The organism is Streptomyces sp. NPDC037401 (genome assembly GCF_055602345.1).
On sequence record NZ_JBVJWO010000029.1, the window covers coordinates 63,126 to 85,114 of the forward strand.

24 protein-coding genes are annotated in these 21,989 nt (G+C 71.0%); 9 read left to right on the forward strand and 15 right to left on the reverse strand.

Annotated elements, in window-relative coordinates:
- Positions 1-89 precede the first annotated feature (89 nt).
- Positions 90-917, reverse strand: a complete 828-nt coding sequence (locus ACZ7H1_RS27085) for an oxidoreductase (protein WP_470790378.1) — start codon at positions 915-917, stop codon at positions 90-92.
- 101 nt (positions 918-1,018) lie between these two features.
- On the opposite strand from ACZ7H1_RS27085, the gene ACZ7H1_RS27090 reads away from it, so the two are divergent.
- Both ACZ7H1_RS27090 and ACZ7H1_RS27095 read left to right on the forward strand, forming a co-directional pair.
- A complete protein-coding gene (locus ACZ7H1_RS27090) occupies positions 1,019-1,471 on the forward strand; it encodes a MerR family transcriptional regulator (protein WP_470790379.1) in 453 nt (150 codons plus the stop codon).
- 201 nt (positions 1,472-1,672) lie between these two features.
- Complete coding sequence (locus tag ACZ7H1_RS27095) at positions 1,673-3,376, forward strand: AAA family ATPase (protein ID WP_470790380.1); 1,704 nt, start codon at positions 1,673-1,675, stop codon at positions 3,374-3,376.
- Between the two features lie 245 nt (positions 3,377-3,621).
- Here the strand turns inward: ACZ7H1_RS27095 and ACZ7H1_RS27100 are convergent, their stop codons facing one another.
- Together ACZ7H1_RS27100 and ACZ7H1_RS27105 are read right to left on the reverse strand one after the other, a co-directional pair.
- Positions 3,622-4,614 carry an alpha/beta hydrolase family protein gene (locus ACZ7H1_RS27100; RefSeq protein WP_470790381.1) on the reverse strand — a complete coding sequence of 331 codons (993 nt, stop codon included), beginning with the start codon at positions 4,612-4,614 and terminating at the stop codon, positions 3,622-3,624.
- The gene (locus ACZ7H1_RS27105; RefSeq protein ID WP_470790382.1) at positions 4,611-5,531 is read right to left on the reverse strand and encodes a zinc-binding dehydrogenase; all 921 of its coding nucleotides are present in this window, start codon (positions 5,529-5,531) and stop codon (positions 4,611-4,613) included. The genes ACZ7H1_RS27100 and ACZ7H1_RS27105 overlap by 4 nt, the downstream gene beginning before the upstream one ends.
- An 89-nt stretch (positions 5,532-5,620) precedes the next feature.
- On the opposite strand from ACZ7H1_RS27105, the gene ACZ7H1_RS27110 reads away from it, so the two are divergent.
- On the forward strand, positions 5,621-6,541 hold the full coding sequence (locus tag ACZ7H1_RS27110; RefSeq protein WP_470790383.1) for a LysR family transcriptional regulator: 921 nt from the start codon (positions 5,621-5,623) through the stop codon (positions 6,539-6,541).
- A 61-nt stretch (positions 6,542-6,602) separates the two neighbouring features.
- Here ACZ7H1_RS27110 and ACZ7H1_RS27115 read toward each other — a convergent pair whose 3' ends face one another.
- The 7 genes from ACZ7H1_RS27115 to ACZ7H1_RS27145 form a co-directional block, all read right to left on the reverse strand.
- Positions 6,603-6,860, reverse strand: a complete 258-nt coding sequence (locus ACZ7H1_RS27115; RefSeq protein WP_470790384.1) for a DUF397 domain-containing protein — start codon at positions 6,858-6,860, stop codon at positions 6,603-6,605.
- A gap of 88 nt (positions 6,861-6,948) precedes the next feature.
- Complete coding sequence (locus ACZ7H1_RS27120) at positions 6,949-8,130, reverse strand: FG-GAP-like repeat-containing protein (RefSeq protein ID WP_470790417.1); 1,182 nt, start codon at positions 8,128-8,130, stop codon at positions 6,949-6,951.
- A 388-nt stretch (positions 8,131-8,518) separates the two neighbouring features.
- Positions 8,519-9,418: a hypothetical protein gene (locus tag ACZ7H1_RS27125; RefSeq protein ID WP_470790385.1), complete on the reverse strand. Its 900-nt coding sequence runs from the start codon at positions 9,416-9,418 to the stop codon at positions 8,519-8,521.
- Complete coding sequence (locus ACZ7H1_RS27130) at positions 9,415-10,428, reverse strand: SPFH domain-containing protein (RefSeq protein ID WP_470790386.1); 1,014 nt, start codon at positions 10,426-10,428, stop codon at positions 9,415-9,417. The genes ACZ7H1_RS27125 and ACZ7H1_RS27130 overlap by 4 nt, the downstream gene beginning before the upstream one ends.
- A gap of 121 nt (positions 10,429-10,549) precedes the next feature.
- Positions 10,550-10,798 carry a tetratricopeptide repeat protein gene (locus ACZ7H1_RS27135; protein WP_470790418.1) on the reverse strand — a complete coding sequence of 83 codons (249 nt, stop codon included), beginning with the start codon at positions 10,796-10,798 and terminating at the stop codon, positions 10,550-10,552.
- 25 nt (positions 10,799-10,823) lie between these two features.
- Positions 10,824-11,216: a VOC family protein gene (locus ACZ7H1_RS27140; RefSeq protein ID WP_470790387.1), complete on the reverse strand. Its 393-nt coding sequence runs from the start codon at positions 11,214-11,216 to the stop codon at positions 10,824-10,826.
- A complete protein-coding gene (locus ACZ7H1_RS27145) occupies positions 11,213-11,518 on the reverse strand; it encodes an ArsR/SmtB family transcription factor (RefSeq protein WP_470790388.1) in 306 nt (101 codons plus the stop codon). The genes ACZ7H1_RS27140 and ACZ7H1_RS27145 overlap by 4 nt, the downstream gene beginning before the upstream one ends.
- Before the next feature lie 315 nt (positions 11,519-11,833).
- On the opposite strand from ACZ7H1_RS27145, the gene ACZ7H1_RS27150 reads away from it, so the two are divergent.
- On the forward strand, positions 11,834-12,097 hold the full coding sequence (locus ACZ7H1_RS27150; RefSeq protein ID WP_470790389.1) for a hypothetical protein: 264 nt from the start codon (positions 11,834-11,836) through the stop codon (positions 12,095-12,097).
- A gap of 93 nt (positions 12,098-12,190) precedes the next feature.
- Here the strand turns inward: ACZ7H1_RS27150 and ACZ7H1_RS27155 are convergent, their stop codons facing one another.
- Both ACZ7H1_RS27155 and ACZ7H1_RS27160 read right to left on the reverse strand, forming a co-directional pair.
- Positions 12,191-12,751: a hypothetical protein gene (locus ACZ7H1_RS27155; protein WP_470790390.1), complete on the reverse strand. Its 561-nt coding sequence runs from the start codon at positions 12,749-12,751 to the stop codon at positions 12,191-12,193.
- 334 nt (positions 12,752-13,085) lie between these two features.
- A complete protein-coding gene (locus ACZ7H1_RS27160; RefSeq protein WP_470790391.1) occupies positions 13,086-13,412 on the reverse strand; it encodes a hypothetical protein in 327 nt (108 codons plus the stop codon).
- Between the two features lie 228 nt (positions 13,413-13,640).
- On the opposite strand from ACZ7H1_RS27160, the gene ACZ7H1_RS27165 reads away from it, so the two are divergent.
- Complete coding sequence (locus ACZ7H1_RS27165; protein WP_470790392.1) at positions 13,641-15,065, forward strand: tetratricopeptide repeat protein; 1,425 nt, start codon at positions 13,641-13,643, stop codon at positions 15,063-15,065.
- A gap of 85 nt (positions 15,066-15,150) precedes the next feature.
- Here ACZ7H1_RS27165 and ACZ7H1_RS27170 read toward each other — a convergent pair whose 3' ends face one another.
- Both ACZ7H1_RS27170 and ACZ7H1_RS27175 read right to left on the reverse strand, forming a co-directional pair.
- Positions 15,151-15,816 carry a response regulator gene (locus tag ACZ7H1_RS27170; protein ID WP_470790393.1) on the reverse strand — a complete coding sequence of 222 codons (666 nt, stop codon included), beginning with the start codon at positions 15,814-15,816 and terminating at the stop codon, positions 15,151-15,153.
- Positions 15,813-16,997, reverse strand: a complete 1,185-nt coding sequence (locus ACZ7H1_RS27175) for a sensor histidine kinase (RefSeq protein WP_470790394.1) — start codon at positions 16,995-16,997, stop codon at positions 15,813-15,815. The genes ACZ7H1_RS27170 and ACZ7H1_RS27175 overlap by 4 nt, the downstream gene beginning before the upstream one ends.
- Before the next feature lie 187 nt (positions 16,998-17,184).
- Between ACZ7H1_RS27175 and ACZ7H1_RS27180 the strand changes: the two genes are divergently transcribed.
- The 4 genes from ACZ7H1_RS27180 (at position 17,185) to ACZ7H1_RS27195 (ending at position 21,392) form a co-directional block, all read left to right on the forward strand.
- Entirely contained in the window at positions 17,185-17,718 is a 534-nt protein-coding gene (locus ACZ7H1_RS27180; RefSeq protein WP_470790395.1) for a hypothetical protein, read from the forward strand.
- 993 nt (positions 17,719-18,711) lie between these two features.
- Positions 18,712-19,530, forward strand: a complete 819-nt coding sequence (locus ACZ7H1_RS27185; RefSeq protein ID WP_470790396.1) for a C39 family peptidase — start codon at positions 18,712-18,714, stop codon at positions 19,528-19,530.
- Between the two features lie 154 nt (positions 19,531-19,684).
- Positions 19,685-20,809, forward strand: a complete 1,125-nt coding sequence (locus tag ACZ7H1_RS27190; RefSeq protein ID WP_470790397.1) for a hypothetical protein — start codon at positions 19,685-19,687, stop codon at positions 20,807-20,809.
- Between the two features lie 172 nt (positions 20,810-20,981).
- Positions 20,982-21,392, forward strand: coding sequence for a hypothetical protein (locus tag ACZ7H1_RS27195; RefSeq protein ID WP_470790398.1), 411 nt, complete (start codon positions 20,982-20,984; stop codon positions 21,390-21,392).
- A 138-nt stretch (positions 21,393-21,530) separates the two neighbouring features.
- Here the strand turns inward: ACZ7H1_RS27195 and ACZ7H1_RS27200 are convergent, their stop codons facing one another.
- Positions 21,531-21,983: an FG-GAP repeat domain-containing protein gene (locus tag ACZ7H1_RS27200; RefSeq protein ID WP_470790399.1), complete on the reverse strand. Its 453-nt coding sequence runs from the start codon at positions 21,981-21,983 to the stop codon at positions 21,531-21,533.
- Positions 21,984-21,989: the final 6 nt, after the last annotated feature.

A 21,989-nucleotide genomic window follows, 5' to 3' on the forward strand; every position in this document is an offset into this window, starting at 1 on the left:
GGGGAGGAGAGGAGAGGGGTTCAACTCGCCGCCCGCCAGATGGCCGTCGGCGGGCGATGACCGGTGACGGCCCCCCTTCGCCTTGAGACTCAGACGGCGGTGGAGAGCGCTACGTGCCGCCATGCGTCGAGTTCACGTCGTACCAGCTCCAGCTTGGCCTCGACGCGTGCCACCGCGTCTTCGCCCAACTGCAGGCGCAGCGGGGGCTCGGCGGTCTCGGTGACGTCGACGATGGCCTTGGCCGCCTTCCCCGGATCGCCTGGCTGACGGCCGTCGTTGTGGGCCAGAGCGTCGCGTACCGGTCCGGCGCCGGCCGTGTAGTCGGCGATGGAGGCCGGTTCGACCTGCATGCTGGAGCCGCTGAGGAAGTCGGTGCGAAACCCGCCCGGCTCCACGATCGTGACGTTCACGCCGAGTGGTGCCAGCTCGCCGTGAAGTGCCTCGGTGATGCCTTCGAGGGCGAATTTCGACGCGCCGTACACGCCCACGGCCGGTGCGGTGGCGAAGCCGCCTACGGAGCCGATGTTCACGACGTGTCCGGATCGCTGGGCGCGCAGCGTCGGCAGGGTCGCCCGCAAGGTGTTGAGCACGCCGAACACATTGACGTCGAACAGCGCCCGGACAGCCTTGTCGGAGGTCTCCTCGATCGCGCCCACGAGCCCGTATCCGGCGTTGTTGACCACGATGTCGATCCGGCCGAACCGCGCCAGACCGGCCTCCACCGCAGCCGTCAACTGCTCCGGCTCGGTGACGTCCGCCTGCACCGCCAGCAGTCCGTCCGGCTTCGCCGGGTACGCCTCCAGCACCGCCGACACGTCCCTGGCCGTCGCGATGACGCTGTGCCCGCGCTCCAGCGCTTCACGGGTGATCTGCGCGCCCAGCCCACGCGACGCACCGGTGACAAACCACACGCTCATGTTCTCCCCCTGTTCCGATGGCCCATCGCCCGATGGACGCACGCCCGACACTAGAAGCTAGAGTCGGGTCTAGATCAATGACCGTGAGACGGGGGTCGCTCATGGACCTGAGCATCGGGCAGGTGGCGGAGCGCAGCGGACTGAGCGTGCACGCACTGCGGTTCTACGAGCGGGAGGGTTTGTTCGCCAACCCGGTACGCCGTCTGTCCAACGGCCGGCGGATCTACTACGAGGAAGACCTGGAATGGCTGGCGATCTGCACGAAGCTGCGCTCCTCGGGGATGTCGCTGGCGACGATCCGGCAGTACATCGAGCTGGTCCGGCAGGGCCCGGGCAACGAGCACGAGCGGCTGGAGCTGCTGCGCCGGCACGAGCGACACGTGGAGGCGCAGGTCCGTGAACTGCGCGAGACCTTGGACGTGATGCGGTACAAGGTGCGGATCTACGAGGAACACCTCGTCCGCGGCGAGGCGGACCGGCTCTGGAACCCATCCCGTCCGGACACCGCCCAGACCGCCCACGACTCGGAATGCCGACCGACGGAGAGCGCGTAATCCTCGGGCGGCCTGTGCCAACGTGCCGTCCGGGGTGATGCGGGGATGGCGTCCTGACCGGTGTCCGCTCCTCGCGGACGCCGGCCCTCGGGTATCACTTGACCGTGGGATCAGCTCGCGCATGCTGCGCGGGCGGATCCTGGATCACCGACGACAGCAGGGGAGACCTCGGTGCAAGGGCCGTCCGTATCACGGCGTTCGATGAAGAAGTGCGAGCAAGCGTGGCTGCAAGGGGTCGCGCAGCTGAGGCTGGGCAACCAGGCGGCCGCGGCCGAGTCCTTCCGCGCGGCCGTCGAGCACAACCCGCTTGCCGCCGATGCCTGGTTAGGGCTCCATGCCGTCGGACAGCTCCAGGGCCGGGCGATCGAGGCCATGCACGGTCAGGCCCAGGACTTCGGTGCCATGCGAACGAAGCTCCAGACGCCCTTGTCGTCCCGGTTCCAGATCGGGGGCTACGTGAACTTCCGCCTGGAGACGCCCCGCGATCTGTGGCTCGCGCGGGCGGCGAAACTTCTGGACGACGGACTGCTCGACCAGGCCTGGGCCATGCTCTCCCACGCCGTGCTCGACTGCGACGAGACCCGATTCGTCTGTGCACGATACGCCGCTCAGAAGAAGGACTGGCCACTCCTGCTGACGTTCGCCGAGGGGATCCGGGACTCCTTCCTCCGGGACGAGTCGCAGCTCTGCGTCGCGGCCGGCCTCATCGCCCAGGGGGTTTCCCACGAGGCGCTCAACGTGCTGAACCCCCTCCCGCAGGCGCTCGGCGACAACGCCGCCTTCCTCGGCGAGGTCGCCTATCTACGCGGCCGCGCCTACGAGCAGCTGGGCCGGGCCGAGGAAGCGCTGAAGCACTTCCAGACGGCGTTCCGGTACAGCCCGGGTCTGGGCGATGTGGCCCAGCGCGCGCAGGCGTCGACCCCGCCCGCCGCACCGGTGCCCGCCCAGGCCGCCGGGGCAGCGCGAGAACAGCGTGAGGACTCCCCGAGCGGCACCTTGAGCGACGAGGAGCGTTCGGCGTTGCTGGACGAGGCGATGGCCGAACTCGACGCGATGGTCGGTCTGGCGCCGGTGAAGCGCCAAGTGCGGAGCCTGTCGGCACAACTGAGGATGGCGGCCGTGCGCAGAAGCCAGGGCCTGACTGCGGCACCGGCTCCCCAGCACCTGGTGTTCGCAGGGCCGCCCGGTACGGGCAAGACCACGGTCGCCCGCGTCGTCGGCAGGGTCTTCGCCGGGCTCGGCCTGCTGGAGCGGGGCCATGTCGTCGAGGTGCAGCGTGCCGACCTCGTGGGGCAGCACCTCGGAGAGACGGCGATCAAGACGTCCGGGGCCATCGACCGGGCACTGGACGGCGTTCTCTTCATCGACGAGGCGTACGCCCTGTCCAACACCGGCTACTCGGGTGGTGACGCCTTCGGGAAGGAAGCGCTGCAGGTACTGCTCAAGCGGGCAGAGGACGACAGGCACCGCCTGGTCGTGGTTCTGGCCGGGTATCCGGACGAGATCGCCGAGCTCCTGTCCACCAACCCCGGCCTCTCTTCCCGCTTCAACACCCGCGTGGACTTCCCTGCCTACGCGACCAACGAGCTAGTGCTGATCGCGGAGTCGTTTCTGGCGGGCCAGGGGGATTCGCTCACCGAGGACGCGGCGGTCGCGCTGCGCACGTCATGCGACCTGGCCGTCACCCAGGGCATGATCGACCGGCTCGGAAACGGCCGCTTCGCGCGCGAACTCGCCCGGAAGGCCGCCGCAGCCCGGGATCTGCGGATCTTCGACCGGCACGGCAGCTCCGGAGTCCCGTCGCAGGACGAGGTCACCACGCTGCACGTGGGTGACGTCATGGACGCCTACCAGGAGCTCACCGGCAGCGGCCGGCCCCGGCCCTCGGCCGCGCCGGAGGCTTGAGCCGCGGCACCTCCAACGGCATGAGCCGGCGGTACCCGACCGGGCGTGGCCACGTCCTCGGCCCGGTGTCCGAGCGGCGGCACCGCCCGCTCGGGCCGACTGCCTTCTCGGTGATCGTCCGCCGACGGCGCGTGGCCCGGGAGCCGTCAGGCTCCGGGCCACGCATCATTCACGTCGCCGCGTAAGGGTGCGGCGGTCGCGGGTCCGAGAACGCCGACGACCGCGGTGCCGTCGAGGGAGGAGGTTCATGCCGGCGCTTCCGGCAGGGTTTGCGTGATGTGGTCGCAGAGGTGCGGCAGCCAGTCCGGCCGCGCGTTGCCGAGGAGGTGGTCGCCGTGCGGGACGGACAGGTAGGTGCCGTGCGGAGCCAGACGGGCCAGGGGCTCGCCGTTCGTCACGCCGGGGATGACGTCCTGGTCGCCGTCCACGACGAGCAGTGGGGCCGCGATGCGAGGTGCCAGGGCGGCGAGGTCCACGTGGCGTGCGAACTCGCGAGCGGCGTCGCTTCCTCCGGCGCGCCGGGCCATGAGGTCCCGTACCGGCGGGGGTAGTTCCTCCCAGTCGAGGCGGAAGGGACCGCTGACGGTGGCGACGGCCGCCACGCGCGGTTCCAGCGCCGCGGCCCGGGCGGCGAAGTAGCCGCCCAGGCTCAGGCCGACGAGCCCGATGCGTGCGGCGCCGAGGGCGTCGATGACCCGCCCCACGACACGCTCGTAATCCGGCACGAAGGTCGTGGTGGCCGCGAGCACGCCTTGTCCGGGGCCGTCCATCGCGAACACCGCCAGTCCTCTGGCCAGCAGCGCCGACACGAGATCGAGGAACTCCTCCTTGGCCGAGTCCAGGCCGGGGACGACGACCACGGTCCCCGGAGCGCGGGACGGGCCACGCAGCCAGCCGGTGAACCCCTCGCCGCTCACCCGCCGCGCCCCGGGCTCCAGCACGGTGAGAGCCCTGCTCAAGGCGTGATCTGCCTCGGCGGCAGCATGATGTGCTCCCGCGTACGGCGCCAGGGTGGCCAGGTGGAACCACCGGGCCGCCATCAGCAGGTACTCACCCGCAGAGCGGGACGATCCGGTGTGCTCCGCGCGCCGGAGGTAGCCGTATCCGGCGCGGACGAAGGCCGGCCCCCAGTCGGCGACGGAAGTCAGGCCATCGGTGACGCGCCGGTACTCGTGCGGGTCCACACCCGCGCCGGTGGCACGCGTCCACTGGGCGGCGGCGAACTCGACGGGGCTCATCGTGCTGCTCCGGTCAACAGGACGGCCTTGCCACGTATCCGGCGCTCGCGCAGGTCGACCAGGGTTTCGGCCGTCTGCGCCCAGTCGGCGATGCGGCCGATCTCCGGATGCAACCGGCCGTGTTCCACGAGGCTCACCAGCGCCGAGAGATCGGAGCCGTACGGGGCGCCGGCGTAGTGGAAGTGCTGGATGGTGACGCGCTCGGGCCCGCCGAGGAGTTGGAAGAAGTCGAGGGACACCGGGGTGCGGCTCGCCTGGCCGAACCAGACGAGCAGGCCGCCGGGGCGCACCTTCGACAGGGCGAGTGCCAGATCCGGTCCGCCCGTGGACTCCAGCACGACATCGAACGGTCCTCGAGCCGCCGCGACCTCGTGCACTACCTTCGCGCCCAGTTCCGCGAGCCGCTCGCCGCGTACGGGCGTGGCCGTCACTGCGGTCACCTCGGCTCCGGCACCCACGGCGAGCTCGGTGACGTAGTGGCCGACACCACCCGAGGCGCCGGTCAGCAGCACCCGTCGGCCGGCCAGGGAACCGGCCGTGCGCAGCAGCCGCAGGGCAGTGATGCCGGCCAGGGGCAGAGCCGCGGCCCGCGCGCTGTCGATGCCGTCGGGGAGAACCGCGAGCGAGTGCGTGGGCACGGCGGCGTACTCGGCCCAGCCGCCCTGCGCCGGGTGGCCGACCACGCGGGTGCCGATGCCGGGGCCGGAGCCGTCGGCTGCCGCCTGTACGACGAGCCCTGCGATGTCCTTGCCGGGCAGCAGCTCCGGCCGGGGGCGTTCGAGAAGGAAGGTCTCGCCCCGGTTCGGGGCGAAAGCCTCGACCTTGACGAGTGCCTCACCGGGCTCCGGCACGGGCTGGGAGACCTCGGCGAAGGCGACCGGGCGCGCCGCTTCTCCCGTGGGAATCAGTCTTTGCATGGAGAGGATGCAACCCCCACGACCGCCCTGCGATCCAACAACGGACAAGCACGGTCGACAACTTTTGGTTGTCACCTATGGTGGGAGCCATGGATCTCGACGTGGCGCAGGTACGTGCCTTCGTGCGCGCCGCCGAGGAACTGCACTTCGGCCGGGCGGCCGGGACGCTCGCGATCTCCCAGCAGGCGTTGTCCAAGAGGATCGCGCGGCTGGAATTCCTGCTCGGCACCGAGCTGTTCCGGCGCGGTGGCAACGGAGTACTCCTCACCGAGGCCGGACAGCGCTTTCTCCCGCCGGCCCGGCAGACCCTGGCCGCAGCCGACGCCGCGGTCGCTGCGGTGTCGGGCAAGGAACATCCACTGCGCGTGGACGTCTGGGGGCACCTCTACGCGCCGATGCGGACGCTGGCCCGGGTTGCCGGACGAGCCGGGGAACTGGCGCTGGGGCACGGGCGCGATCTGCCCTCGGCGGCGACGGCACTCCTGCGCGGCGACATCGACGCGGCGTTCGGCCGCGTCCACCCACCGCTGCCCGCCGGGCTGGCACACCGCCTCATCCGTCTCGAACCGGTGGACGCCGTACTGAGCGCGGACCACCCGCTCGCAGCCGAACCGGTCCTGCGACCGGACCGGTTGCGCGACAGCGTGCTGTGGGCACCCGGTGCACTGGAGCGGCTCGACTTCCTCCAACGGTTCGCCGACCGATTCGGCATCAAGACCAGGGCCACGGGCGTCAACCTGGGGCTCGCCCACTTCCTCGCCGAGGTGGCGCAGGAGCCGCGGCGCTTCTCGCTGGTGCCGGCCGACGTGCCACTGCCGCAGGTCCCCGGAGTGCGCTCCGTCCCCCTGATCGATCCCACGCCCCTCTACGCCTGGTCGCTGCTGTGGCGCGCCGGAAACGGACACCCGGCGCTGAACGGCCTCGCCGCCGCCTGTGCCGAGGAAGCAGGGCGAAGCCGGTGGCTGGAGTACGACCCGACCCGCGACTGGCTGCCCGAACCACCGTCGTAGCACCGCCACCGCCGTAGCACCGCCATCGCCGGGCTTGCGGAGGGGAGGTGATGCCGGCGCCTCAGTCGGTGCCGGAGTTCTTGACGTGCTCGATGAACTCGGTCCAGCTCGCAGTCTGCACGAACACCACCGGCCCGCCGGTCACCTTGGAGTCTCTGACGGCCACCTGGTCGTGAGTGAAGCAGGCTGTCTCCACACAGAAGGAATCCTCGTTGAGGCTGTACGAGCTCTTGTGCCATCCGGTGATCTGGTCCACCCGTGCCTCCTCAGGGAGCCTGCGCTGGTAGCCCATGGTCGCAGGCAGCTCGTGGGCAGGCACGGGTTCGTGCGTGAGCACGACGCCGCGTCACCGGTCGGCGAGTCTGCCGCGCGGCCCGGCGTTCGTTCCCACCGGGCGCCGGGAAGCGTCAGAACACCCGGACCTTCGGGACCGAGTCGAACGGGACGTCGACCCACGGGCTCGTGAACCTTCCTGCGCCGTCGCCCGGGTGCAGGTTCAGCGAATCGCCGTAGTCCTGGGCCAGGTCGCTGAGCCCGTCACCGGTCACGTCGCCGGTCGAGAACAGGACCTTGGCAGTGGACAGCGAGACCGGCACCCTCGTGCGGGCCGCAAAGCCGCCCTTGCCGTTTCCGGCGTACAGCCACAGCCCGCGGACCGTGTCACGGGCCAGCAGGTCGGCCTTGCCGTCGCCGGTCACGTCTCCGGGCGAGACAAGCGTGTTGTACGTGTTCCAGCCCGCGCCCACTCGGACGCGGGCAGCGAGCCCGCCTCGGCCGTTGCCCGCGTACCGCCACAGGATTCCGGCCGTGTCCCGGGCGAGCACGTCGTTCTTCCCGTCGCCGGTCACATCGCCGACGGCGGAGATCTCCTTCATGACGTTCCAGCTGGTGCCGGCCTTGACGCGGTTCCCGAACGCACCCTGGCCGTTGCCCGGGTAGAACCACAGCACACCTGCCGTGTCCCGGGCGAACAGGTCCTCCATGCCGTCGCTGTTGTAGTCACCGTGCCGCACGAGCTGCGTCATGGCGTTCCAGCCGCCGCCGATCACCCGGCCCTTCCCGTCGCCCGGCAGGAACCACAGTCGGCCGTCGGCGGTACGCTCCAGCAGGTCGGGCCGCCGGTCGTTGTTCAGGTCGCCGAACCGCGCCACCGGCGGCAGCCCTGCCGGCCGCCGCCGCTCGGGCCCGCTCGCCCACGGCATGTGGAAGGTGCCGTAGATCATCTCGTACTCGCTGGTCGAGGCGCGGATCGAGCTGACCTTGTTGTCGAGCTCGTACATGAAGGCCCGCTCCCCGCCGTGCGGGCCGGTCAGCAGGCACTGGTCCCCCGAGCAGTCGTAGCCGGGCTTGTCGTACCAGGCGACGTGCATGGGGCTGCGGTTCACGTAGGACGAGATCCGGTCGTTCCACCGGCCCAGGGATGCCTTGCTGCCCGAGATGACCGCCATCTCGCCCGCGAAGTCCGGGTACTGGAAGACGCACAGCTTGCCCGCCGGGCAGCGCTGCGGACCGGAGGTGGCCGCGGGGGCTGCCGGAGCGGTCGCGACGAGCGTCGCGAACGCCGCCGCAGTGGCGACCGCGGTCCCCATCACGCGGCGCAGGCGCTGTGCCGGACGTGGAACACGCCGCGGCGTGCGTGCAGGTGCGAGCATGGAATTCCCCCGGTACCGATGCGATGTGCGAGGCCGGCCGGTCCATGGTCGGCGGGGCCGGCTCGCCGCCGGTCCGGATTCTAACCCGCAGGCCTTACCTGAAGGCCGGGCGGTGGGCCTTGCCCATGCTCTGGCCGTGGACGGCTGCCGGCGTATGCGCTGCACCGCCGGCCGTATGCGACGAGGCGGGCGGCGACCCGTCACCCGCTGGGCGGGAACCGGAGCCGCACCGCCTCCCGGACCGGGCGCAGCGCGAAGTCCGTCACAGCCGCTGCGGGGTGTTCTTCGCGGCGAGCCCGGGCGGTCGGGGCGGTCAGGGCGCTGCTCACGTCACCAGGCGGAGCGACGTTCCCGCGATGCCCAGCCGAACGCTCTGGCCCCAGGTCAGTTCCAGGGCGTCGGCCTCCATCCCGTCCCCGAAGACCACGATCCGGTCCGACTCCACGGTCAGGCGCAGACCCTGCCCCCGCCCGAGCTCGCCGGCGACCCTCGTCGTTCCGGTCGCGGGCGAGGGCCAGGCCTCGCGTACGAACCACAGGAGCCGCCGGTCGCACGGTGCGGGCAGCTCCGCGGTGCTGCCGCGCTCCAGCCACAGGGACCGCAGCCAGCCGGTGGCGCCGGTGCCGGTGCCCACCAGGACCCCGGAGGATGCCTGGGCCTCGCCCGGGCCGTCCTCTCCGTCGGGGCCCAGGCGGTAGCGGGCCGTCTGGTGGCCGGGCGGGCCCAGGTAGATCTCGTTCAGCGCGAGGAGGCGCTGGGTGTCGTCGGCGACGGCCTCGACCATGGTCAGCTCCTCCGCCCGGCCGCCGGCGGCGGTCGCGGCACGCAACAGGGCGGCCGTATCGGCGCAGCGGTGACGGACCAGGATCCCAGGGTTGCGCCCCGGGTCGGCATCGATGCCCACCACCGGCTGCCCGCACAGGTACTTCGCGGTGTTGGCGACCAAGCCGTCCTGGCCGACCACGACCACTACGTCCTGCGGGGCGAACAGGAAGCGGTCCAGGTCCGCCCGCTCCACCCGGGAGCTGCGCCAGGTGAGCGGCACCGCCGCGGCCACCTCCCGCAGCGCCTGTTGTACGCGGGTGTGGCGTCGGACCACCTCGTCGATCGAGCGGCCCCGGCTGGAAAGGAAGAACGCGGCCTGCCCGTGCGTCCCGTGCCGGGCGAGCAGTTCCTCGTACTCGGTCCTGCGGTGCACGAGCACCGCCCGCGGGGCCAGACTCACGCGCCCGCTCCGCCTTCCGGACGCCCGAGCCGGGTGAGGAGCCCGGTGAGGACGTCCGGGGAGAGCGTGATGCTCTCGATCCGCGGCAGGTTCTCCGCCAGCCGGGTCGCCGCCATGGCGTGCAACGTACCCGGGTCGGCTTCGCCGTGCACCCGCAGCCAGGCGGCCTGGGCCTCGGCGCGCGCTGCGCCCGTCTCGCGTGCCGCCTCGGCGTCCGCGCGGGCCAGGGAGACCTTGCGGGCCGCCTCGGCCTCGGTCCGTACGCCGTCCGCCGCCGCCTTCTCCTCTGCCTCACGGCGGGCGTTGATGCCGCGCTGGTTCACCAACTGCTCCTCGCGCCGGGCCAGTTCGATCTGACTGGCCAGCTCGTTCTCGGCGATGGCACGCTCGCGCTCGACGGCTACGGCCCGCCGTTCGTAGGTGGCCCGGTCCGCCTCCTGCTGGATCTGCTCGCGGGCCGGGGTGCGCAGGGCGCGCTCCACCTCGGCCTCGGGGCGGATCGCCACGACCCGCACGGCCACCACGTCGATGCCGGTGGCCGGGAGCCTGGGCTCGGCAGCGAGCCCGTCGGCCACCCGCTGCCGCACGGAGGCGACACCGTCCACCAGGGCGACGGCCAGCGGGGTCCGGGCCAGTACGTCCAGCGTGTGCTGCTGTGCGGTCTCGGTGAGGAGAGTGGCGATCTGCTCCAAAGGAGCGCCGCGCCAGCTCCCGGTGTCCGGGTCGACGGAGAAGTCGAGCCGGTCCGCCGCCACGGCCGGGTCGCTGATCCGGTAGGTGACGGTGGCCTGCACGGTGACGTCCTGGAAGTCGGCCGTACGGGCGTGGAAGGCCATGGCCAGCTCCCGGTCGTCGACCGGCACTTCGGACAGTGCCGCCGACAGCGACCGGTACCAGAAGCTGAGCCCCCGGCCGTCATGGACGAGCCGGCCGCGCTTGTGGTGGCGGATGTGAGCGGTGGGCGCGGAGCGCAGATGACGCCAGCCAAGGCGCCGGGTGATGTCGGCCATGGCGAACCCCCTTCATTTCGTCGATGCGACGATAACGGGGAGAAGATCATATCGTCAAGGGGACGAAAAGGGGTTGCCCGGCTGCAATCTGGCGTCGGCCGCCACCTGGCCCGTCGAAACGCTACGCGGACCGTGCACGTTCCGGGCTCGCCCGCACCGCCGCCGCCATCGGATGGCCCGGACTCAGCACCCGCTCGCAGGCTTCCAGGGTGCGCTCGTACAGCGGTATCGCCTGGCCCGGATCGCCCGCCGACCAGTACGCGGAGGCGAGGTTGTTGCGGGTGGCCGGCGTGTCGGGGTGGTCGGTGCCGAGTATCCGCTCCCGGTCTTGCAGGGTGCGCTCGTACAGGGGGACCGCTGCTGCGTGCAGCGGCGTCGCCGACCACGGACGCCGTCTATCGCGGCTCTGTTGCGATCTGGATCAGGTTGCCGCAGGTGTCGTCGAAGACGGCGGTGGTGACGGGCCCCATCTCCAGGGGCTCCTGGGTAAAGCGAACGCCGAGGCCGCGCAGGCGCTCGTACTCGGCCTCCACGTCGTCGACGGCGAACTGGGCGAGCGGGATGCCGTCGTTGACGAGCGCGTCGCGGTAGGGCTTGACGGCCGGGTGGCCGGCGGGTTCCAGGAGGAGTTCGGTGCCGCCGGGCTCGTCGGGCGAGACGACGGTCAGCCACCGGGCCTGCTCGCCCAGCGGGACGTCGTGCTTCTTCACGAAGCCGAGGATCTCGGTGTAGAAGTGCTCGGCCTTGGCCTGGTCGTCGACGAAGATGCTGGTCAGGTGGATCTTCATGGGCTGCTGCTCTTTTCTGGTCCGGATGTGTCGGGTACGGGCCATCGTTCGGTGATCTGCCGCAGCGGAGCTGTGTTCAGGTCGTGGAACTTGTAGCGGCCCTCCCGCCTGGTCTCGACGAGCCCGGCGTCCTCCAGCACGGCGAGGTGCTGGGAAACCGCCTGACGCGAGATGCCGAACTCGCGCTTCATGCTCAGCCGCGAGCAGATCTCGAACAGTGTCTGCCCCGACTTCTCCGCGAGCACGTCGAGGATGGTCCGCCGGGTGGGGTCGGCCAAGGCTTTGAAGAGGTCGTCGGCCACAACCACAGGATAGGCAAGTGCTCACTTGCCTATCAAGTCGAGGTGCACCGCATCCCGACTCGGCCCGCCGTCGGCGGGCGCAGGCTCGCGGGCAGCGCGGTGCCCGGTGCGCCGATGCGCACCACCGGTCCTCCGTGCCGGGATCAAGGACCGACGGCACCGACACGCGGGACAGAGCCCTCGGCAGGCGGGGCACCGGCCAACGGGCTGGTACCCGCCTCATGGTCCGCCATCGCGCCCTGGGTAGCCTGGTGGCGCAGGAGTTGTTCCCCTGCACGGCGCAGGACGCCGGTGTGCGACAGCCAGGGAGCTGACATGACCTCCGGATCCACCACCGACAGCCCGGCCACTCTGTATGGGCCGGTTTCCATGTTCTTCGGTGCTGTTGCCCTGATCACTGCAGTGTTCGCCGGCTTTGTCGGGATCGCGTTCCCGCTGCTGGCCGGAAGCCTCGCGATCACCTTCGCCCTGCTCGGCCTGGCCGGCAGGCTGAATCGGGTTCAGTGCACCGTCGGCCTCGTCACCGGAGGCCTCGGGCTGGTCTATCCGGTCTTCCTGGTGGCCGCCATCAGCGGCTGACGCCGCCCCCCCCCGCAGGAACGTCCGACCCGGGTCCCTGAAGTCGTTCCGGAATCCGGTGGATCCGTCGGCTCCAGGTGGGCAGGAGACCGGTCAGGGCTTGAGGAGGGCGGTGGCTTCGCGGGCGGCGTCGATGGCCCCGGCGCGGGCGGCCTGCCGGTTGTCGTCGCTGCGGGCGTAGGTGAGGGAGACCACCATGTTGCTGCGGCGGAAGACGACCTGTGCGGTGATGTTCTTGCCGGGAACGGGCGGCCGGTAGCGGAGGAAGGCTTCCTCGCCGAGGCCGAGCAGGTCTTCCTGGGTGTCCTTCTCCCAGAGCAGTGCGCCGTCGGCGCGCTGCTCACGGAAGTCCTCGCGGGCCAGCTCGACGTTGAGGCGGCTCGCGAAGAGGTGGACGTTGGCCCGGTACTTGCCCTTTTCGCGCGGGGCGGCCCAGGTGCAGGACGCGATGTCCTCGCGTCCGCCGTACGCCTCGGGCACGAGCCGGTGGATCGTCTCGGGCGTGACGAGCCGACAGAACTGCGGGTCGGCGCTGAACTCGCCGTCCGGCCTGCTGTCCCACCACCGCCATGCTCCGAAGGCGGCAAGGGGTATGACGAGCAGCGCGATCGCGGCGGCGAGGTCGCGCCGCGAGGGCTTGGCGGGAGTGGTCACTGCCGCAGCATAGGTGCCCCCGGCCTCGGAACGACCACGGATTTCCCGGCACGGGATTTCCCGGTGCGCCAGCGCAGTTCGGTCACGGGCCAGGTGCCGTCGACGTTCTTCAGGAGCAGCTGGGACAGGTCCGGCGGCTCGTCGCCGAGATCGACGCGCTCGAAGGGATTCGAGTAGTACCGCGGAACCCCGGAGGGCGGGACGCGCGGGGTGTGCCGCCCTCCGTCGTGCGCGGATCAGGGTACGTCGAAGGCCGGGGAGGCGCCGTACGAGGTGGTCTCCGTGCCTTCGTGGATCAGGAACCACTGGCCGGGCGCGCGGGGCGGGGTGGAGGTCAGGACCACGCCGCCCCGGCCGGTCGTCGGCCGGCGACGGTCTGCCAGTGCCAGGTGCCGTACTGGACGTAGTCCAGCCCGACCGCGAGCCCGGCGGGGGCGCCGACGTAGCCGCCGTTGTCCCAGTCGGCGGGGGTCAGCCGCCCCGACCACGCCGTGCGGGTGGCCGGGGCGGGGGCGCTTGGGGAAGACGTCGATGGTGAGCTGGGACTGCCGCTGGATGCGCACGGAGTCGAGGTCGTCGGCGCGCCCGCCACCGCCGCGGCGAAGTCGGCGTCGGCGTCCATGCCCGCGAAGGGCGCCAGGCGCAGGCAAGGATCCGGCACGGACGGGAGCGACGGGCGCGACGGGGCACGACGAGGCACGACGGCGGTGCGTCGACGTCGTCTGTGCCTGAGTGAGTCGGCAACCCTCCCCCTCCAGGGAGGGGAGGATGTCACCTGATCAGGGGACTTTGCTCCGGCGCCCGTACCTGGCTAACTGGCTCCAGGGCAGGGGGCGTCCGCCGTCGCGGCGCCGATCCGGGCAGGGCTCTCGTGACGAGGTGATCAGCGTTGGCGACCGACCGGTACGGCCACGACTTGTACAACGGGACATCAGAGGCGGCCGGGTACCTGGACCGTGCCGTGGAGCACCTGCTCTTCTTCCGTCCCGAAGTGACCAGAGCGGTGGACGACCTCCTCGAGGCCGCCCCCGCCTCACCGGTCGCGCAGGCGTTCGCGGCCTATCTGGGCGTGCTGGGCACCGAGTCGGCCGACGCCGCAGCGGCGCGTCGGCGATTCGACGATTCGGCCGCCGGGCTGGACCTGACCAAGGCGCCCCTGCGGGAGCGACTGCACGCGGCCGCCGCCGAAAGCCTGCTCGCGGGCGATCTGCGACGGGGCAGCGCGCTCCTGGAGGAGCTGACCACGGCCTACCCGCGAGACGCGCTCGCGCTCTTCGTCGGGCATCAGCTCGACTTCCTCACCGGCGACGCCCTGCGCCTGCGTGACAGGATCGGTGGCGCCCTTTCCGCCTGGGACGAGGACGACCCTCACCTGGGCCCGCTCCTCGGTATGTACGCCTTCGGGCTGGAGGAATCCGGGCACTACACCCAGGCCCGGGAGACGGGGGCGGCCGCGGTCGAGCGCAACAGCCGTGACGTGTGGGCCATCCACGCCGTCGTGCACACCTACGAGATGCAGGGCCGGTTCGCCGAGGGCATCGCCTATCTCGACGCACGCACCGATGACTGGTCCGACGGCAACTTCCTCACGGTCCACAACTGGTGGCACCACGCGCTCTACGCCCTGGAGGCGGGGCGCGCCGACACGGCGCTCGCCGTCTACGACGCGGCACTGCACAACGGGCAGTCCCGCGGGCTGGCCATGGAACTCCTCGACGCATCGGCCATGCTGTGGCGATTCCACCTCGCGGGCTCCGACCAGACCGATCGATGGGACGCGCTCGCGAACGCCTGGTCGGCACGGGCCGATCCTCCGTTCTACGCCTTCAACGACGTGCACGCCGTCATGGCCTATGCAGGCGCCGGCCGAATCGAGCAGGCGCACCTGCTGATCGCCGACCGGCGGCGCTGGCTGGCGGAGCCGGGCGCGAAGACGGTCACCAACCACGAGATGACCGCGGACGTGGGCCTGCCCGTGTGCGAGGCGCTCGTCGCACAGGCCGGAGGGGACCACGACACCGTCATGGAACTGCTGTGGCCGCTCCGCCGGCGGCTGAACGAGTTCGGGGGCAGCCACGCCCAACGCGACGCGCTCCAGAAGACGCTCCTCGAGGCGGCCCTGAGGTCCGGGCGGCACGACATGGCGCGTGTCCTGATCAGCGAGCGGACCGCGCTGCGTCCGGACAGTCCGTACAACTGGCTGAGCAGGGCCCGCCTGGCGGACTCGCTGGGTGACGCCGCCCGGGCCGCCGTCGCCCGCGATCAGGCACGACGGCTGGGCCGGGCCGGCGACCTGACGTCCGATCGGTTCTGACCCTGCGACCCCCGCCCTGCCGGGAGGGACACCAGCACCGCGGAAGCCGGTGAAGGCGACCTGGAGCGGCTTGATGAGTGAGACGTCAGGAGTCACCGGGCAGTGTGAGACCGGCACGCACCGCGAACACCACGAGCTGGGCGCGGTCCCTCGCGCCCAGCTTCATGGTGGCGCGGCCGACGTGCGTGCGCACCGTGGCGGAACTCAGATACAGCGCTTGGGCGATCTCGTCGTTGGAACGCCCGGTCGCCACCCATGCCACGATCTCCCGCTCCCGCTCGGTCAGTTCGTCGAGCCTCACGGGCGAGGCGATGCCGCCCGCGATGTGCCGGGCGAACTGCGAGACGACCCGCCGCGTGACGGACGGCGAGAGCAGCGCCTCACCAGCCGCGGCCACGCGCACGGCCTGAACGAGTTCGAGCGGGTCGGCGTCCTTGAGGACGAAGCCGCTGGCACCGGCCTGCAGGGCGGCGAAGACGTACTCATCGATCTCGAAGGTCGTCACGATCACCACCCGGGTGTTCTCCAGGGCAGGGTCGGCGGTGATGGTCCGCAGTGCCTCGAGGCCGTCCATGCCCGGCATCTTGACGTCGAGGAGCAGGACGTCCGGCCGGGAGCGCCGGACCAGTTCGACCGCGGCGGCGCCGTCCTCGGCCTCTCCCACGAGTTCGAGGTCGTCCTCGCGCTCGATGAGCGCCCGCAGGCCCATCCGTATCAGCATCTGGTCGTCGGCCAGCGCCACCCGGATCATGTGTCCGTTCCCTTCGTCGTTACGGGGATACGTGCGAGCACCTGGAAGCCGCCGCCGTCGCGCGGACCGGCGGCGAGCCTGCCACCCAGGGCCTCGATGCGGTTCCGCATTCCCACCAGACCCCGCCCGCCGGAACGACCCGTCGGCCCGGGTTCCGTTCCCGTACCGTCATCGGTGACCTCGACGAGGAGGTCATCCTCCTGACGCGCCACGCGGACCCGGGCCCGCGCAGCCCCGGCGTGCCGCAGCACATTGGTCAGCGACTCCTGTACGACGCGGTAGGCGACGGCGTCGGCGTCGCCGGGCAGGCCGGCTGTCCGCCCCCGCGCGCCCTGCCCCGCCGGCTGACGGTGCTCCAGCTGAAGTTCCACCGGCAGCCCGGCCCCGCGCACCCGGTCGGCCAGCTCGGGCAGCGCGTCGAGGCCCTTCTTCTCCCCGGGGCCCGCCTCCAGCATCCCGAGGGTGAGCCGGAGTTCGCCCAGGGCCCCGGTGCTGGTGGTACGGATGGCCTCGAGGGACGCACGGGCCTGTGCCGGATTGTCGTCGAGGACGAGCAGCGCCACCCCAGCCTGCATCGCGATCACCGAGAAGCCGTGCCCCGCGACGTCGTGCACCTCGCGGGCGACCCGCATCCGCTCCTCGAGCGCACCCCGCTCCACCAGCTCCGCTCGCACCCGGCGCGCGGCCACCGTGCGCGCCTGGACGAGCGTTCCCAGCGACCAGGGAACGATCAGCCAGTTGAGCCACGCGAGAGCGAAAATCACCGAGAGCTGGTCCTCGTCGACGATCCTGACGAGCAGAGCCGTCACCACGACGGCGGCGGCCGCGGAGCACGCCGCCAGCGACACCCGGAGCGTGCGGACGCGGGCGATCTGGAACGTCGCGAACACCGGGCACAGCAACACCGGGCCGGGCGCGTAACCCGCGAGCACGTACCCGGCGGTCCCGACGGCGACCGCCGCCAGCATGGCCACCGGCGCCACCCGCCACCAGGCCAGCGCGCCGACGGCGATCACGGCCCAGAGCCAGGCCCAGACGTCCGGTGCCCGTGCCCCGTCCATCACCGATGCCGAGAAACCCGAACTCGCCACGACCACCAGGACGAGTACGGCGGCCACCAGGCCGTCGCGCCGCCCGGGCAGGACCGGGGCCCGACCTCGTAACTTGCCTCCCGTCACCACGCCGTGAGCATACCGGGCGGGATACCGGGCGGGCCGATCACGCCGGGAAACGTACGCGGCTGTGCGTACGCGCGAATCAACATCGTCGCCGACGCCCCCGGGGCCGCCCGTCGCCGATGCTGGCCACGTCGAGAGGCACCGAGCCATACCACGACATCCACCACGCACCGAGACATACGGAGCAGCCATGACCGAGACCCTGACCCGAGCCGCCCGACCCCCTGCCAAGGCCCGCGGATCCCGCCGGATGCCGCCCCGGCTGCGCAAGTTCGTCCTCACCTGCCACGTGGTCGTCGCGGTCGGCTGGCTGGGCCTCGAGATCGCCCAGCTCATCCTCGGCACCGTCGGCGTCACCTCCGGCGACCCCGAGCTGGTCGGGGCGACCCGCGTCGTGATGGAGCTGCTCGGCATCGAGGTGGTCGCCGTGGCCGCCTGGTCGTCCCTGATCACCGGCCTGCTCCTGTCGCTCGCGACACCGTGGGGCCTGCTCAAGCACTACTGGATCACGGCCAAGCTGGTCATCAACGTCGGCCTCATGGTGGCGGGCCACTCCCTGTTCCGGCACTGGCTGCAACACCAGGCCGACTTGGGGATCGCCTCCGACCCCGTGAGCACGAGGCTGCTGATCGGGTCGGTCATCGGCTTCACGCTGCTCCTGACGGCGACCACCCTGTCCGTCTACAAACCCTGGGGCAAAACCCGCTTCGCCCGCCCCCAGTGACCCCACAGCCACACGGTGCACTCCCCTCCGGGGGCGAGGCCTGCCCGACACGGCCCGGTCAGACGGGGGACCTGCTTCCGCGTGCGCCGTGAGCGGAGCGCGGCGGCCCGGGAGCGCCTTCCGGGCCGGTCTGATGGGCCGCTGCTGTTTCCCGGACGCCCGTACAACCATCCGCCCCGCCCGGCCGTCCAACCGGTTGATGCAGCACTCAGATCCGCGTTTGATCGACGGATCGACGGATCGACGAACGAGTCACGGCGAAAGGGATTTTCGCCTGATGGGCGCACGTACACGCACGGCCGACTGGCCGCCGCGGTCGCCACGGCCGCAACGATCGTTTCCGGGGGCTTCACGGCCCCGCTGCTCACCTCCGGCTCCGTGCACGCCTCCGTCCTTCCGCTCTGGAACTTCCCCGTCCGGGTAGCCGGCGGCGGGTAGGACCGTCAGGCCGCGGAGCTGACCGCGCTGGCCGACGGTTCCTCCCTCGCTCTCTGGCGCGAGCAGGACAAGCTGACCGCCCGTGCTGGGCCGTCCAACCTGTCCGAACACGCCTCGATGGCCGAACTTTGAGACAAGCCGTGGCCGATATCAGACCTATACCGGCCCCACGGCCCATCGGTTGGAACGGGTCCACCGACCGAAATCGGACTCGGATGCTCCGCGCATGGTTTACCCCTATCGTCCTGCGGATCCCCCCTGAACGGTGCGCTCCGTTCCGGCGATCATTTCCAGCAAATTTGCTGAATGGGTGGCTCGCTACGTCATGACGCAGCGCAGCAAGCCAGTTGACGGTCTGCGGTCGGGATGTGTTTGCTTCATCGAAGCCTGCTGGGGCGCATGAGGGGTGGGATGTCCATTGATCCCCAATTGTTCTCGAGCGCATCAGAGGGGCTGGAGTGACTGAAAAACAACGAGGGGGAGCTCCGAATGAAGATGACCAATCGACTGCGAGCCGGAGCGATTGCCGGCGTGTGCACCGTGACCGTGGGGGGAATGACCACGGGCCTCGCCTCGGCCGCTCACGCGGAGGAAGGACCCCGAGGCGGGATCGTGGGCAACTACACCGGTGCCAACGTCTCCGGGCCTGGAAAGGAGCCGCTCTCGGCGCAGGCCAGGGAGAAGCTCGCACTCACCGACGCATGGTTCCGCGCCTACGAAGGCCGCATGAGTCAGGCTGACTACACCTCGCTCGAGAAGACCTTCCTGCAGAAGTACAAGCTGCAGAAGAGCGGGGCGTTTTCTGCCAACGCGGCGTTGGCGCCCAGCAGCCGCACGCTGCGCCTCACGCACTACGGGCAGGCGACCGGCTACTTCTGCGGCCCGGCCACGGGCGCGATGATGATCAAGACCATAGACGGGTCCATCAAGAGCAGGTACAACGGCAACCGCTTCAGCCAGGAGAGCCTTGCCAACCGCGCCCACATGGACACCGCACGGCAGGGCATGACCGACTGGGGCACCAAGAAGTTCGTCTTCGGCCTCAACCGGTGGCGCGGGGAGAACTGGTACGTCCAGGTCCCCGCACCCACAGCCGGCAACGCGGTAAAGACGATGCTCCACAGCATCGGCTCCAACGGAAAGCCGGTCGCCGCGGACACGGTCGAGTTCGCCCGGGGCCGGCACTACAACGGCCACCCGGTGAACAAGACCATCGGCCACTGGATCACGGCGTACGGGTACTCGTCCAGCGGCAAGACCAGCAAGTGGGCCGACCCGTCCACGACCGTGTGGCGCGGGGTGAACAAGACGTTCTCCTACAACACCGGGAACTTCGCCAACTACTTCCTGCGTACGAACGGATACGCCTACTAACATGCGCATCAGCCCGGCACTGCCCATCGCCATTCTGCTCGTCGGGCTGACCGCCTGTACCGGCACGGAAGGTGGCCCCCCCTCCACTGCGGGGGCCACCCCGCCCGCTCGGCCCAGCGCATCGGCCCCCTCGGCACCACGACCGGCCGGCGGCATGTCGTTCGCGATTTCGGCGACTGCCGACACCGACAACGCTGCCCAGGCCCACGCCGGCGCGCAGTACACCAGCCGCTACACCCCTCCGCCGACCGTTGCTCCTGGCCTGACCGCCAGCGTCCTGGACGTCACCGGCGACGGACGTCTCGTCGTGTCCGGCAGCCCCGAAGCGAAGTCCGTGGACGGAGTGGTCCAGATCGGGCAGGCCCGCGTAGGCCTCCAGAACGCCACGTCCTTCACACCCTTCCCCGCCGCACGCAACGGCCGGTGCGAGAATGCGCGGCGCCAGGCCATCTACGCCGACGAACATCAGGGCACGGTGGTGTGGACGGAGTCGGCCAGCACCAACCTCTACGTCGTCGACTGGTGCGTGTTCGGCTACGACCCGAAGACCAGGACCACCGCCCTGCTGGGCGACTCGGCCACCCTCGGGCCCAAGGAAGGCATGCCGGAACCTCCCGGCACATCGGCCGTCACCGTCGGCAGCTCCAAGGCGTTCTGGGCCACCGCCTACCCGACCCCGGGCAAGAAGCCGGAATTCGGCGTCAAGATCGTCGCACGCGAGACCAGCGGCGACGGACGGCTCGAAACCGCCGTCGACCAGGGCAAGTTGCCCCAAGCCGTCGGCGACACCCTCTTCTACGTCCGCTCGGCCGACATCTCACCCGGCTTCGACCCCCACCGCTTCGAGATACGGAAGCACACCGCGCAGGGCGACGGCGCGGTCGTGTCCGGACGCCTCGCCGGCGACCAGGCGGTCTCCGCCTTCTCGGCCACGGCCACACGGGCAACGTGGGTGATCGCCAACGCCGAAGGCGAGACCTCCACCCTCTACTCCCTGGACCTGGCGACGAACAAGGCCCTGACCGTCAAGCTCCACCACCCCGGACCATCCACCATGTACCTGCGCTCCACCGACACCCATATCGTGTGGGGCAACGGCAGTGCCTCGGGAGACGCCGGGCAGTACGTCTACGAGCTCGCCTCAGGCAAGCTCTGGCGCCTCGGATCCGAAGAGGGCTACAGCGTCGTCCACGCCAAGGGCGAACACATCGCCTGGGCCGCCATCCCCGACACCTCGCCCGACGCGAAAGCCACCTACGAGGTCGCCGACCTGAAGTAGCCGCCCCGACCCACCCCCTGGCCACGCGGAACCGTTCCGGCCTTCCTGCCGGTGGTTTGTATGCCGGTGACCGGTCGGCTCCCCCTGGGCAGCCCGCCGCGCCCAGCAGCCCGAGGGCCCGCCACCAGGGGGATTGGCGGCGGAAGTCGGTGAGCTCTGCTAGCTTCCGCGCATGGCAGACTTCACCAACAGGCGACAGATCACTTCGGTGGCGCAGCTCAATCCCGTCCAGACCGAGCAGGTCGCGCTCTGCGGTGCCGCCTACGACGATGAGGATCTCCCGGCCGACCGGCGCCTCTCCTCGGACCCCGAGGACGAATCGAGGCTGAACTCCTGCGAGCTCTGGGACGTGGTGGCCGACCGGTCACCGGTCTACGAGGCCTGGTTCTACCAGGCGGACAGCGGGTCGGTTTTCCTGGCCGGGACCACCGAGATGGTCGCGCAGATCATCCAGTGCGGCCTGGAGTGCCCCGACGAGGAGCGCGAGCTGGAGCTCGGTGCGGCGATGGTGAGGGCTGGCCTGCTGCCGTCAGGGGACTCGGAGTTCGAGCGGTTCCGTCGGGCCGCCGACCAGACGCTGTAGCCCTCGGGACGAGCAGGGCCGGGCGCGGGGGTGCACCGCGTGACCGCCTTGCGACCCCCGCGCCCCGTGTCCCGCCCCCACCCCTCGCCACGCCCGAGCGCGGACCGCCATCGCCGGGGGAGGGGCGTACGCCGCAGGTCAGCCCAGGGACTGGATCCAGCGCCAGCCGCCTTCGCCGATGGTGACGGACGGGGTGAAACCGGTGCCGGCCGTATCGCCCGGGAGGAACAGCAGGTCGCCCGTGGAGGTGCCCTGTGGTGCGGTGGTGAGGAGCAGGTCGGCGCGGCCGTCACCGTCGCTGTCACCGGCCGTTCCCGCCGGCGGGTGGGCGGTCCTCGGTGCGGAACCGATGACGGTGGGCGCGGGGAGCGGCTGCGCTCCGGCGGACACGTACTGGCGGAGCTGCCCGTCGGCGGCGCGAGCCCACAGGTCGGCGCGGCCGTCCGCGTTCACGTCGTCGGGGGCGAGGATCTCGGGCAGGTCGGCGGGCTTCCACTCCGAACCGCCCAGGACCACGGCGTTGCGCGGCAGGGTCGGGTTGGTTCCGACGCTGCCGCGGTGCAGGTAGAGGCCGTTGACGCTGCGGCCCACGAGGTC